Source organism: Acidovorax radicis N35, from assembly GCF_000204195.1.
GTDB classification, from domain to species: Bacteria; Pseudomonadota; Gammaproteobacteria; order Burkholderiales; family Burkholderiaceae_C; genus Acidovorax; species Acidovorax radicis.
In genome coordinates this window covers 128,322-141,356 of record NZ_AFBG01000025.1, presented here as the reverse complement: position 1 = coordinate 141,356, position 13,035 = coordinate 128,322, and the positions used below count along the sequence as shown (strand labels likewise).

The following is a 13,035-nucleotide window of genomic DNA, read 5'->3' as shown; positions in this document are numbered from 1 at the left end:
GCCGTCTCGCCCCGCCTGCGTACCGACGTTCCAAGGACCTGATTCAGCCGCGCGCCCCGGCGGCGCCCTGCGGGCCCCGGATGTGCGCGATCAGTTCCGCCAGCTTGAGCTTGCTGGCCATCTTGTGCCGCAAGGTCTTGAGCTCCGCCATCACGGCCTGCAACTCGCCGGGTGTGGGCTGCAGGGGCCGCAGGCACTGGGCGAGCACCGGCACTACCTCGCGCCGCATGAACCGCCCGCCCGCCAGCACCATCTGCACGATCACGAGCAGCACGCCCAGGGCCATGAACACCAGCACCGCCAGGTCGGACGAGTCGGGAGACAGCTTGTGCACGATGGCGGGCCCTGCAATCATCAGGCCCAGCGCGACGAGGGCGGAGATGCCGACCTCCTTGTCGAAATGGGTGGATGCAAAACGCTTTTCGACCTTGGGCGACAGCAGCAGAAATGGGCTGCGGATCAGCGCCTTGCGGTCATCGGCGTGCAGGGCGCGCGGGTCCGCGCGCAATTGCCGCTCCAGGTCCAACCGCTCCTTCCAGGCCTGCTCCAGGTTCGGAAAGGTCTGCCGCGCCAACTCGGGCAAAGGCGCGGGCTTGGGTGCCACTGCAGCGTAATGGGTGGGCTCGGCATTGAACGAGGTGTCGCAACGCACGCAGGTGCGCTCGTAGCCCACCAGCTCTCCCTGGCTCACCGTGATGTAGTACACGTGCCCCGCTGAACCCAGGCGTTGCAGCACGAAGGCGCGTGGTTTGCGGCAGATGGGACAAAAATCGGCCACATGGCCGAGTTTTCGATAGACGAGCTTCTTCCCCCAGACGATGAACATGGCGTCCCTCTCGATGTGTTGTGTGATTTTTGGATACGGGAAGCGACATGGTACGCACTGCGGCGGCCGTTGGAAATGTGCCCGTGCCCACGCCAGCACACCACCCAGACATGTGCGATGCGCTGGACTTCAGTCCAGCGATTGGGGGGACTCCCCCCAAGGAAACACCCGCTCCATGGCCTGCGCTCCGCCGCGCTCCTTGGGGCAAGTCTGTGCAGCGTCTTGCGGCTCAGCCCGGCGGGCTGCCCCGCCGCGTCATTGGCGGACGTCGCCCACCTGTTCCACCCACGCGGCCAGTTCCTGCGCCACCTGGGTGGACGCCTCGGCCAGTGCGGCCACGCCGCCCGCTGCGTCGGCACTGCGCGCGGGGGTGCGCGCGATGAACACGCGCTGGCCGCGCAGCACTTCACCAGACAGCGTCAGGTCCACCACCGTGGCGCGCAGGCGCACCACGCCCGCACTCTCGGTCGGCTGGACGAAGATGTGGCTGAACTCCTCCAGCTCCACGCGCAACACCGAAGGCAGCCGGTTGCCCTGGGCCGTATCGCGTGCCTGGGCCGCAGCATCGTCGGCCTTGAGCACCGCACGCCGCTGGCCCAGGTGTTCACGCAGGCGCTGCTGCAGCAACTGCGCAGGCGGCTGGCTCCAGCGGGCCTGGCTGTACGGGCGCAGCTGCTGGGTGTCGGAATAGGCCAGGCGGTAGAGCACGGCATTGCTCCCTTCGGGCAGGCCGGGGGCCTCCACATCGGCCAGCGCCAGGGGTGGCAGGGGCGCGCGGCGGTCGGTGGGCACCGGGGCAAGTGCGCCGGGGCCAAAGTCATACAGTGCGGGGCGCGATGGCGGGCTGGGCAGCGCCGAACAGCCTGCGATGCCGAGCACCACCACAGAAAAAATAGAGGCAAACAGGCCTCTAGCGCTTGACTGATATGCGTTAGCAGCTATGTTTTTAATAGTATTGGTCATAAACGCTCCTCACGGTGCGGCAAAGCCCTGTTCACCCGGGCCGGGCGGGATGCGGCCAGACCCATAGATGAACAGCTGCGGGTTGTCGGTGACGCCGCCCGCCGTGCGGCTGAGCTGGCGCGCCGCGCGCGAGGTGTCGTCGGCGGCACGGTTCAGGCGCGGCAGCGTGGTGGTGCTGAACTGGTCGGCCGCGCGGGCGAGGGACTGCGTGCCGATGGTGATCTGGTCGATGGGGCCACCCTCCGCCCCCAGGCGCTGCGTGGTCTTGCTGACGTCGGCCGCCAGCACCGACACGCTGGCGCCGGCCTGCTGCAGCGACTGCAGGGTCTTGCGGGCATCGCTGGCCAGCGGGGGCAGCGCGGCCAGGGCCGGGTCCAGGCGCTGGGCCACGGTGGCATCGAGCCGCTGGGTCAATGTGTTCACGCTGCCTGCCGCCTGGGCAATGTTGCCCAGGGCCTCCGTCAGCTTCTGCTGGTTGGTGTCGCCCAGCAGCTGGTTGATGCGCCGCGTGGCTTCGTCCACCTGGGCGAGGATGGCGGGTGCCTGCTCGGCGAGCTTGCCAAACGGCGACGGCTTGATGGGCAGGCGCGGCAGGCCGCTCGGGCCCGGGGGCAGCTCGGGGTAGGGCTTGTCTGCGTCGTCCAGCAGGACGTGGGCCAGGCCCGTCACGCCCTGGTAGCCCAGCACGGCGAAGGTGGTGGGGCTGATGGGCGCCTGCTCGTTGACCGCAATGCGGATGAGCACGTTGCCCGTCACCTGCGGGTCGAAGCCGATGCGCGTGACCTTGCCCACGGCCACGCCCTTGTAGCGCACGGCGGCCTGGGGCTGCAGCCCGCTCACGCCGTCCTTGGTGGACAGCTCGTACTGCTCGTAGTTGGCGCTGTCGCGCGTGAGCCAGATGGCCAGGCCCGCCAGCATGGCGGCCACCACCAGCACAAAGATGCCTGCGGCGAGGGCGTGGGATTTGTTTTCCATCAGGTGGGTTCCTTGTCGGGCGTGGGCGCGGCGACGGCGGTCTGTGCTGCCAGGGCGTGCTCCACGGATTGCACCGGGGCCATGGCGCGCTGGCCACGTTCACCCAGGAAGAAGTGTTCGATGAACGGGTGCTGGAAATGCGCCACCTCGTGCGGCGGTCCGGTGACGATGACCTTTTTATCGGCCAGCACGGCCACGCGGGTGCTCAGCGCAAACAGCGTATCCAGGTCGTGCGTGACCATGACCACCGTGAGCCCCAGTGCGGCCCGCAGCTCGCGCAGCAAGGCACAGAAGTCGTCGGAGCTGCTCGGGTCGAGCCCGGCCGTGGGTTCGTCGAGCAGCAGCAGCGGCGGGTCCATGATGAGCGCGCGCGCCAATGCCACGCGCTTGACCATGCCGCCCGACAGGTCTGCCGGCATGCGCGTGGCGTGCTCGGGCTGAAGGCCCACCATCTGCAGCTTGACCAGCGCGGCATCGCGCACCAGGTCGTCGGGCAGGGTGCCCTGCTCGCGCAGCGCAAACGCCACGTTGTCGAGCACGTTGAAAGCCGAGAACAGCGCGCCGTGCTGGAACAGCATGCCCACGCGGCTGGCCGCGCCCTCGCGCCCCATTTCAGACGCCGGGCGCCCCAGCACCGTGACCTGGCCCCGCGCTGGCCGGGCCAGGCCCAGGATCTGGCGCAGGAGCACTGTCTTGCCCGTGCCCGAGCCCCCTACCAGCGACAGCATCTCACCGCGCTGCACGGTGAAGTTCAGGTCCTGGTGCACGGTGAAGGTTTCATCGCCCTTGCCGAACACCGTCCACAGGCCTTGCACGTCCACGATGGGCGGCTCGCCGGGCGCGACGGCGATGTGTTCGGGCTTGGCGATGCGCTCAGTCATATGCCGATGTTTTTGAAAGCCACCGCAAACAAAGCGTCCACGATGATGACCATGGTGATCGACGTGACCACCGAGGCCGTGGTGCCTTCGCCCAGGCTCTGGGTGTTGGGCTTCACGCGCAGGCCCCAGTGACAGCCGATGAGCGCGATGAACGCTCCAAACACCACCGACTTGGCCATGGCCAGGCCCAGGTTGCCGATCTTGACGGCGGCGGGCAGGGCCTGCACGAAGTAGCCGGGCGAGATGTCCATGGCCACGTCGGCCGCCAGCATGCCGCCCGCCAGCGCGGCCAGCGTGGTCCACACGCTGATGAGCGGCATCGCCAGCGCCAGCGCAATGGTGCGGGGCATCACCAGCCGAAAGCCGTGGGGAATGCCCATGACACGCATGGCATCGAGTTCCTCGGTCACGCGCATCACGCCGATCTGCGCGGTGATCGACGAGCCCGAGCGCCCTGCCACCAGGATGGCGGCCAGCATCGGCCCCAGCTCACGGATGAGCGAGATGCCCAGGATGTTGACGATGAACGACTCGGCGCCAAACTGCCGCAGCTGCAGGCTCATCAGGTAGGCCAGCACCACACCGATGAGGAAGCCCACCAGCGCCGTGATGGGCAGGGCCGTGGCCCCCATGCGGTACAGGTGGCCAGAGACGTCGCGCCACGGCCCCCGGCGCGGGGCACGCGCCAGGCGACCCAGATCCAGTACCAGCCGGCCCACCATTTCGAGCATGTGGCGGGCATGGTCCACGCCGTGCAGCACCAGCACCCCGAGGTGGTCCACCTGCTCGCCCAGCCGCCAGGGCTCGGGCGGCGGCGCGGTGCAGGTGAACTGCGCCACGCGTGCAAGCATGTCGCGCTGTGCGTCGGAGCAGGCCAGGCGCTCGGGCCAGGCATGCTGCCAGTGGTTCCACAGCAACTGGGCGCCCACGTGGTCCAGCCACTGCAGCTGCGTCAGGTCCCAGCCCAGTGTGGGTGCGGCCGGGTGGCTGCGCAGCTGGCCCGACACGGCCTCCCACTGCGCCCCGGTTCCCAGCTCGGCCGCGCCCCAGCGCCCATGCAGCTGCGCACAAGGCCCCTGGGGCGTATCGGCGCTAACAATGCGAGGAGCGGGGTCGGTCATGAACTGGGCAGCGCGGGCCGCCAAGAATGAAAGGGAGGGTGCATGGTAGCGGAGCCAGCCGCAGGCGGCACGTAGGATTGATGCCCGCCAGGGATCCTCTGCACGAATCGAGCGGAAAGTGTGCGCTGCGGATCGGGATGGACTGCAAGGTGCAAAACGCAGCAATAGCCGTAGCTATTGCGAGGTTTTGCAACGCCGCAGACCGCCCGAGACCGCAGATGCACGCGGCGCGACGATTCGTGCAGAGGAACCCCAGGGCCGTGCGCCAAGCACAGGTAGGCCAGGAATGCGTGAAATTAATATCAAACAGGCCGCCAGCGCTTTATCAACAAGCGCTGATAGCTATACATTTAATAGCAATAGGCACTGACCCTCTCGACACACCCGGCGCCGTCCGCACAATGGCCCTCCGTCTCCTTCCACACATTGCCACCGCCCCCTGCCCATGAGCGACCACACCACGTTTGACACCATCATCATTGGCGGCGGCACGGCCGGCGCCCTGCTTGCCAACCGCCTGAGCGCCGACGGCCGCTACCGGGTGCTGTTGATCGAAGCCGGCCGCAAGGACGACTACCACTGGATCCACATTCCCGTGGGCTATCTGTACTGCATCGGCAACCCGCGCACCGACTGGCTCTACAACACCGAACCCGACGCGGGCCTGAACGGCCGCACGCTGCGCTACCCGCGCGGCAAGACGCTGGGCGGCTGCAGCAGCATCAACGGCATGATCTACATGCGCGGCCAGGCGCGCGACTATGACCAGTGGGCCGAGCTGACCGGCGACGCCAGCTGGCGCTGGGACAACGCCCTGCCCTACTTCCGCCGCCACGAGGACCACTGGCGCCTGGACCAGCCCGGCGGCGTGAATGAAAATTTCAAACGCCTGCACGGCAACAAGGCCACCGGCAGCACCGGCGAGTGGCGGGTCGAAAAGCAGCGCCTGCGCTGGGATGTGCTCGACGCGTTTTCCCAGGCAGCGCAGCAGGCCGGCATCCCCGCCACCGACGACTTCAACGGCGGCGACAACGAAGGCGTGGGCTACTTCGAGGTGAACCAGAAGAGCGGCTGGCGCTGGAACACGGCCAAGGCCTTCCTGCGCCCCACCTGCTACGGTCGCCCCAACTTCGAGATGTGGACCAGCGCGCAGGCGGCCAAGCTTGTCGTCGAGACCCAGCCCGACGGCACCAAGCGCTGCACCGGCGTACAGGTGTGGGACGGCCAGGAGATGGTCACGGCGCATGCTTCGGGCGAGGTCATCCTGAGCGCGGGCGCGGTCAACTCACCGCAGCTGCTGCAGCTGTCGGGTATCGGCCCCGCCGCGCTGCTGCGCCAGCACGGCATCGACGTGGCGGTCGACCTGCCCGGCGTGGGCGCCAACCTGCAGGACCACCTGCAGATCCGCGCGGTGTTCAAGGTCAACGGCGTGGCCACGCTCAACACCATGGCCAGCTCGCTCTGGGGCAAGGCCAAGATCGGGCTCGAATACGCGACCAAACGCAGTGGCCCCATGAGCATGGCGCCCTCGCAGCTGGGGGCCTTCACGCGCAGCAGCGCCGACCAACCCTGGCCCAACATCGAGTACCACGTGCAGCCGCTGTCGCTCGACGCTTTTGGCGAGCCGCTGCACAGCTTTCCGGCCTTCACGGCCAGCGTGTGCAACCTCAACCCTACAAGCCGGGGCACGGTGAACATCAAGAACGCCGACTTCAAGGCCGCCCCCGCCATTGCGCCCAACTACCTGAGCACCGCCGAAGACCGCCAGGTGGCCGCCGACAGCCTGCGCGTCACGCGCAGCATCGTGGCCCAGCCCGCACTGGCCAAGTACCAGCCCGAGGAGTGGAAGCCCGGCGTGCAGTTTGAAAGCGACGAAGACCTGGCGCGCCTGGCCGGTGACATTGCCACCACGATCTTCCACCCTGTGGGCACGACGAAGATGGGGCGGGATGACGACCCGATGGCGGTGCTGGACTCCCAACTGCGCGTGCGCGGCATTGCAGGCCTGCGCGTGGTGGATGCGGGGGCCATGCCCACCATCACCAGCGGCAACACCAACTCGCCCACCCTGATGCTGGCCGAGAAGGCAGCGGAGTGGATCATCCAGGCGCGGCGCGCGGCCTAAGCGCGGATACCATCGCGCCCATGTACTCCTCCACCTTCATCTTTGCCACCAAACAATTCGACGACGCCTTCCACCGCCTGGACGAGGCGATTGCGACCGCCGCCCGCTCCATCGACGGCTACCTGGGCGAGGAATCGTGGGAGGACACGGGCAAGGGCCTCGTGTCCAACGTGTATTACTGGCAGTCGCTCGAGGCCCTGCAAGCCCTGATGCAACACCCCGCCCACCTGAAGGCCAAGGCGGCGCAAGCGCAGTGGCTCAACGGCTACCAGGTCGTCATCTCGCAGGTGATGCGCACCTATGGCGACGACAAGCTGGTCGGGCTGCTGCCCACGGCGGGCCTGTTCGTGCAGGGCGCGGCAGCGCACTGATCCCGCCCAGCCCCGGTCATACCCCGGCCACACGGCCGCGGCGCGGTCAGCGGATTCCCCCCACATACCGAGGCACTTCGGGCGCTGGCTCGGGTGTGGGCGGCGGCGCCATGCGCTGGCGCACGGCCTGCGTGGCCACATCCAGCAAGGGACGGCGCGGCGCAGCGGGTGGGGCGGCATGGATGGCCAGGTCCAGGCGGTCGGCCCACTCGACCAGCTCTGGAACGTTGTCCTCCTGGGCACGCCGGCGTGCGAAACGCACGATCTCCAGCGCATATTCGGCGTTGGCCGCCATCCATTCGGTGTCGGTCACGCGCCCCGTCTTGCGGCGCAGCAGCACATGCAGGTGGGCGGCAATCGCGAGCTTGTCGGAATCGGGCATGGTCGGCTCCTTATGGCATTTCAGTCATCCATGGCGCTGACCGGCGCGGCCCAAGCGCGGGCAGCCGCGCAAGGGCCGCCCCGCCGCGCTGGCTGCGTCCCCCTGCCCGCATTGCGCAGCAATGCGAGAGCGGGGGGAAGGCCCGCAGGGCCTCAGGGGGGTGGACTTCATTAACTCCCCAGGCGCTCACGGTGCTGTGCGATGTCGAGCCCGGTCTGCTCGCTCTGCTCATCCACCCGCAGGCCCACGGCGAAATTGGTGATCCACAGCAGCACGGCGGTCGCAACAAGGCTGTAGGCCATCACCGCCCCCACGCCAATGGCCTGGGTGAGCAGGCTGCCGGAGACACCCCCCACGGTGCGGCTGGCCAGCACGCCGGTGAGCAGCGAGCCCACGATGCCGCCGATGCCATGCACCCCAAACACATCGAGCGAATCGTCGGCGCGCAGCAGGCGCTTGAGCCCCGTGGCGCCCCAGTAGCATGCCAGCCCGGCCACCAGGCCAATCGCCACCGCCGAGCGCAGCGTGACAAACCCCGCCGCCGGCGTGATGGCCACCAGCCCCGCCACCAGGCCAGAGCACAGCCCCAGCAGGGACGGCCGCCCGCGCACCACCCATTCGCCCAGCATCCACGACAAGGCCCCGGCCGCTGCGGCCAGATGCGTCACCGCCATCGCCAGCCCGGCGCGCCCGTCGGCGGCCACGGCAGAGCCCGCGTTGAAGCCGAACCAGCCCACCCACAGCAGGCCCGCACCGGCCATGGTGAGCCCCAGGTTGTAGGGCTCGAACGGCTCACGCCCGTAGCCAGTGCGCCGCCCGAGGAACCACGCACACACCAGCCCGGCCACGCCCGCATTCACGTGCACCACCGAGCCCCCGGCAAAGTCCAGCGCGCCCATCTGGGCCAGCCAGCCCCCTGGCTCCCACACCCAATGCGCCACCGGGGCGTAGACCAGCAGGGTCCACAGGCTGATGAAGATCAGCATGGCGGAAAACCGCATGCGCTCGACAAACGCCCCCACCAGCAGCGCGGCGGTGATGATGGCAAACGTGAGCTGGAACATGGCGTACACCGACTCGGGGATGTGCGGTGCCACATGGCTCACGGCCAGCTTGCCGCCAGCGAGCTGAAAGTCCAGGCCCGCAAAGCCGATGCGCTCCCATCCCCCCAGCCAAGGGCTGCCCGGGGTGAAGGCCAGCGAGTAGCCCGCCCCAAACCACAGCAGGCTGACCAGCGCCGCAATGGCGACCACACTGGCCATGGTGTTGAGCACGTTCTTCTTGCGCACCATGCCCGCGTAGAACAGGGCAATGCCCGGCAGCGTCATCAGCAGGACCAGCGCCGTGGAGGTCATCATCCACGCGGTATCTGCCGCGCTGATGGTGGTCTGCGCCACCAGCCCGGGGCGGGTCAGGGGCGGAGATGGCACTGCCGCCACCGCACCCGCTGCATCGAGCGCCGTCTGGGCCAATGCGCTGGCGCACAGGCCCAGACACAACGACACGACCACAAAGAACCGGTGGTTGACTGCCCGCATGGCGGCTCCCTTTCGCAAATTGTTACAAGCGCAATTGCACGAGCCGTGCCAACCAAAATACCCTGTTTTCGCCCCGTGCGGCGCGTTCACCGCCCCACAACGGGGGCGGGAAACCCCCAATGCACCAGCGAAGTGCAGTCGTTACAGTTGCGGCACTCGAAAGCGCGCTTCGGTGTGCCAAGCGAGGGGCCCGAGGAGACATCCTTTCTACCAATAATCAAATTTCAAGCACCCAACGAGGTGCGGTTTTTTTCCAGGCGCTGGCGATCCCAGCGCCTTTTTCTTGCCTGTTCCACGCGGGCCTCCCTTTCGCCACTGCCTTGGGAGGTCCTGAATCCATAGCAGACAAGCTGCGAAAATCCTGCGATGGAATGGATTTTTATTACCCTGGCCTCGCTGCTGGCGGGTTTTGTGGATGCGATCGTGGGTGGGGGCGGGCTGGTGATGGTGCCGGCGCTGTTTGCGGCTTTTCCCGGGGCACCCCCGGCCACGCTGCTGGGCACCAACAAGGCCGCCTCGGTGTGGGGCACGGCCATGGCCACCTGGCAGTACAGCCGCCGCGTGCAGGTCCGCTGGTCGGCCATGTTGCCTGCCGCCGCTGCGGGTTTTGCGGGCTCGTTTGCCGGCGCCTGGGCTGTCACGGTGATGTCGGCCGATTTCCTCCGCAAGCTGCTGCCCCTGGTGCTGCTGGGGGTGCTGGTCTACACGCTGGCCAAGAAGGAGTTGGGGCGGCACCACACCCCACGTTTTGCGGGCGGCACCGAAGTGCTGGTGGCCAGCCTGATCGGCGTGCTCATCGGCTTTTATGACGGCTTCTTCGGCCCGGGCACCGGCAGCTTTTTTGTCTTCCTGTTCGTGCGGCTGCTGGGCTATGACTTCCTCAACGCCTCGGCCTCGGCCAAGCTGCTCAACTGCGCCACGAACGTCGCCGCCATCGCGCTGTTTGCCGCCAAGGGCCATGTGTGGTGGCACTTTGCGGTGACATTGGCCATCGCCAATGTGGTGGGCAGCCTGCTGGGCACGCACCTGGCGCTCAAGCACGGCACGGGTTTCGTGCGTGGCATCTTCATCGTGGTGGTGAGCACGCTGATCCTCAAGACGGGTTACGACGCGTTCCTGCGCTAGCGGAGGCCCGAAGGGGCTCGTGCCCCCGGATGGCATCATGCTTGCTAAGCTGGGCAGGCCTACCACCAGGGCGCCCCGAGGTCATCGGGGTTGCCCTGCATGGCCCGAATGCGAACGCCCGTCCTATAATTTCTGCGCATTTCCGTTTGATGACGAGGCCCATCGCTGTTGGCGATGCCCGCATTCACCCGCTCCGGCCTGCCTACCCGCATGCCGGATTTTTTGTACCTGAACCACCCCCACAGGAACCCTGCCATGAAGTTTTTCAAGTCTGCCGTTGTCACCGCCGTGGCGCTGTGCGCCGCCCTCGCCGTCCAGGCCCGCACGCTGGATGAAATCAAGAAAGACGGCAAGATCATCGTGGCCACCGAAGGCCAGTTCGCGCCGTTCAACTTCTTTGAAGGCACCAAGCTCACGGGTTTCGAGGTGGAAGTGGCCGAGCTGGTGGTCAAGAAGATGGGCCTGAAGCTCGAATGGAAGACCCTGGGGTTTGACGCGCTGCTGACCGGCCTGGGCCAAAGCCGCTGGGACGCCGTGATCGCATCGCACGGCGTGACCGAAGAGCGCTCCAAGGCTGTCACGTTTGCCAACCCCCACTACTGCTCGGGCGGCATCATCGTGGCGATGGACGCAAAGATCCGCAACGCCCAGGACCTTTCGGGCAAGGTGGTGGCCGTGCAGACCGGCACCAGCTACCTCGAGCAAGTGAAAAAGGTCAGCGGCGTGAAGGAAGTGAAGAACTTTCCGCAGGACACCGACGCCCAGCGCGCCCTGATCTCCAAGCGCGTGGACGCGTGGGTCAGCGACAAGTTCGTGGCCAAGGAAGCCGCCGCCAAGAACGCCAAGGCCGGTTTCAAGCTGGGCGACATGCTGTTCATCGAACGCATCGCCCCCGCAATGGCCAAGGGCAACACCGACCTGGCCGATGCCTGGAACAAGGCGTTTGCCGAAGTGCTGGCCGACGGCAGCTACGCCACGGTCTCCAAGAAGTACTTCAAAGAAGACGTGCGCTGCAACTGAGTTAAAAATACGCGACGGGGTGCGCAGGGCCTGGCCCTCGGCGCACCCTTTGCTGTTTCTAGCGGCGTCACCCCGGTCCTGCCGCTGGCCCGATTCCAACCAAGACCTTCCGGTCGTCTGATCCATGCTTCTCGCTCTTTGGCCACAAGGCTGGTCCCGACAGCAGCGCAGCAATGCCACGCTGGTCGCTGCACTGGTGGTGATGGTGCTGGCCCTCTCGTTGCTGGGCCAATTGCTGTCGTTCTTCCCCGACCCCATCGGCCCCAACGCCCAGGCGTTTTCCGAAGGTGCGCGCACCACGCTGTGGCTCACGCTGGTCAGTGGTGCCGTGGGCCTGGTGCTGGGCACGGCGGCGGCACTCGCCCGCACGGCCCGCTGGACTGCCGTGCGCTGGGTTGCTGGCGTGTACATCTGGGCCATCCGCGGCACGCCGCTCTTGGTGCAGATCCTGTTTGTGTACTTTGCCCTGCCCGTGCTGGTGCCGGGGCTGAACCTGCCCGACTTTGCCGCGGCCGTGGTGGCCCTGGGGCTGAACGTGGGCGCCTACAACGCCGAAGCACTGCGCGCAGGCCTGCTGGCCGTGCCCCGCGGGCAGACCGAGGCGGCCAGGGCGCTGGGCCTGGGACGGGTGCATGTGTTTCTGGACGTGGTGTTTCCGCAGGCGTTCAAGATTTCGCTGCCGCCGCTGGTGAGCAACTTTGTGGCGCTGCTCAAGGATTCATCGCTGGCCTATGCGATTGGCGTGGTGGAGCTGACCAACGTGGGCAACCGCATCCAGTCGGCCACTTTCCAGCCCATTGCCACGCTGACCACGGTGGCCGTCACCTACCTGCTGCTGACGACGCTGGTCACGCAGATCTCCAACGCTGTGGAATACCGCTTTGACGTGGAAGGGCGCAACCAATGACCGCGACCCACCAGCCCAAGCCCTACATCGTGGCCGAACGGGTGTGCAAGTCGTTTGGCACGCACCAAGTGCTCAAGGATGTCTCCACCGTGTTCCACACCGGCGAGGTGACGGTCATCATCGGCGCGTCGGGCTCGGGCAAGAGCACGCTGCTGCGCGCCATCAACCGGCTGGAGCCCCACGACAGCGGGCGCATCACCATCGACGGCGTGGAGGTCTGCGACGACCTCGGCACGCTGCAGCGCCAGCGCTGCGAAGTGGGCATGGTGTTCCAGCAGTTCAACCTGTTCGGCCACATGAGCGTGCTGGACAACGTGACGCTGGCCCCCCGCCGCATTCGCCGCACGCCGCGCGCCCAGGCTAACGAGGAAGCCATGCAGCTGCTGCGCCGCGTGGGCATGCAGGACCACGCACACAAGTACCCCTGGCAACTGTCGGGCGGGCAGCAGCAGCGCGTGGCCATTGCGCGGGCGCTGGCCATGCAGCCCAAGGTGATGCTGTTTGACGAGCCCACGTCGGCGCTCGACCCCGAGATGGTCAAGGAGGTGCTGGACGTGATGCGCGGCCTCGCACGCGGCGGCATGACGATGATTGTGGTCACCCACGAAATGGGCTTTGCCCGCGAGGTGGCCGACCGGGTGATGTTCTTCGACCAGGGCCGCATCGCACACGACGCGCCGCCGCAGGAGTTCTTCGGCAACCCGGCCAACGACCGCATTCGCGCCTTTCTGGGCCAGGTCAGCCACTGACCCGCGTCCGAGCCGCTCTGCAGCGCAGAGGCCGCCGGGCAACCGGCGGCCC

The 13,035-nt window shown here is 67.3% G+C and carries 13 protein-coding genes; 6 read left to right on the top strand and 7 right to left on the bottom strand.

The window, feature by feature from the left end; translation table 11 throughout:
• Positions 1–43 precede the first annotated feature (43 nt).
• The 5 genes from ARADN35_RS0124935 to ARADN35_RS0124915 form a co-directional block, all read right to left on the bottom strand.
• Entirely contained in the window at positions 44–826 is a 783-nt protein-coding gene (locus ARADN35_RS0124935) for a hypothetical protein (RefSeq protein WP_010467091.1), read from the bottom strand.
• A gap of 255 nt (positions 827–1,081) precedes the next feature.
• Complete coding sequence (locus tag ARADN35_RS0124930; RefSeq protein WP_029414394.1) at positions 1,082–1,789, bottom strand: ABC-type transport auxiliary lipoprotein family protein; 708 nt, start codon at positions 1,787–1,789, stop codon at positions 1,082–1,084.
• 9 nt (positions 1,790–1,798) lie between these two features.
• The gene (locus ARADN35_RS0124925) at positions 1,799–2,764 is read right to left on the bottom strand and encodes an MlaD family protein (protein ID WP_010467087.1); all 966 of its coding nucleotides are present in this window, start codon (positions 2,762–2,764) and stop codon (positions 1,799–1,801) included.
• Positions 2,764–3,645, bottom strand: a complete 882-nt coding sequence (locus tag ARADN35_RS0124920; protein ID WP_010467085.1) for an ABC transporter ATP-binding protein — start codon at positions 3,643–3,645, stop codon at positions 2,764–2,766. Before ARADN35_RS0124920 ends, ARADN35_RS0124925 begins: the two co-directional genes overlap by 1 nt.
• A complete protein-coding gene (locus ARADN35_RS0124915) occupies positions 3,642–4,766 on the bottom strand; it encodes an MlaE family ABC transporter permease (protein ID WP_029414393.1) in 1,125 nt (374 codons plus the stop codon). The genes ARADN35_RS0124920 and ARADN35_RS0124915 overlap by 4 nt, the downstream gene beginning before the upstream one ends.
• Before the next feature lie 445 nt (positions 4,767–5,211).
• Here ARADN35_RS0124915 and ARADN35_RS0124910 point away from each other — a divergent pair, with 445 nt between their 5' ends.
• Together ARADN35_RS0124910 and ARADN35_RS0124905 are read left to right on the top strand one after the other, a co-directional pair.
• Positions 5,212–6,891, top strand: coding sequence for a GMC family oxidoreductase (locus ARADN35_RS0124910; RefSeq protein ID WP_010467081.1), 1,680 nt, complete (start codon positions 5,212–5,214; stop codon positions 6,889–6,891).
• A gap of 20 nt (positions 6,892–6,911) precedes the next feature.
• Positions 6,912–7,262 carry an antibiotic biosynthesis monooxygenase family protein gene (locus ARADN35_RS0124905; protein ID WP_010467079.1) on the top strand — a complete coding sequence of 117 codons (351 nt, stop codon included), beginning with the start codon at positions 6,912–6,914 and terminating at the stop codon, positions 7,260–7,262.
• A 46-nt stretch (positions 7,263–7,308) separates the two neighbouring features.
• On the opposite strand, the gene ARADN35_RS0124900 is transcribed toward ARADN35_RS0124905, so the two are convergent.
• Positions 7,309–7,644 (bottom strand): hypothetical protein, encoded by a 336-nt coding sequence (locus tag ARADN35_RS0124900; protein WP_010467078.1) that lies wholly within the window; start codon positions 7,642–7,644, stop codon positions 7,309–7,311.
• A gap of 170 nt (positions 7,645–7,814) precedes the next feature.
• Positions 7,815–9,182 (bottom strand): ammonium transporter, encoded by a 1,368-nt coding sequence (locus ARADN35_RS0124895; protein WP_010467076.1) that lies wholly within the window; start codon positions 9,180–9,182, stop codon positions 7,815–7,817.
• Positions 9,183–9,548: 366 nt separating this feature from the next.
• On the opposite strand from ARADN35_RS0124895, the gene ARADN35_RS0124890 reads away from it, so the two are divergent.
• The 4 genes from ARADN35_RS0124890 (at position 9,549) to ARADN35_RS0124875 (ending at position 12,983) form a co-directional block, all read left to right on the top strand.
• Positions 9,549–10,307 carry a sulfite exporter TauE/SafE family protein gene (locus tag ARADN35_RS0124890; RefSeq protein ID WP_010467075.1) on the top strand — a complete coding sequence of 253 codons (759 nt, stop codon included), beginning with the start codon at positions 9,549–9,551 and terminating at the stop codon, positions 10,305–10,307.
• A gap of 255 nt (positions 10,308–10,562) precedes the next feature.
• The gene (locus tag ARADN35_RS0124885) at positions 10,563–11,327 is read left to right on the top strand and encodes an ABC transporter substrate-binding protein (RefSeq protein ID WP_010467071.1); all 765 of its coding nucleotides are present in this window, start codon (positions 10,563–10,565) and stop codon (positions 11,325–11,327) included.
• A gap of 124 nt (positions 11,328–11,451) precedes the next feature.
• Positions 11,452–12,234: an amino acid ABC transporter permease gene (locus ARADN35_RS0124880; protein WP_010467069.1), complete on the top strand. Its 783-nt coding sequence runs from the start codon at positions 11,452–11,454 to the stop codon at positions 12,232–12,234.
• Complete coding sequence (locus ARADN35_RS0124875; RefSeq protein ID WP_010467068.1) at positions 12,231–12,983, top strand: amino acid ABC transporter ATP-binding protein; 753 nt, start codon at positions 12,231–12,233, stop codon at positions 12,981–12,983. Before ARADN35_RS0124880 ends, ARADN35_RS0124875 begins: the two co-directional genes overlap by 4 nt.
• Positions 12,984–13,035: the final 52 nt, after the last annotated feature.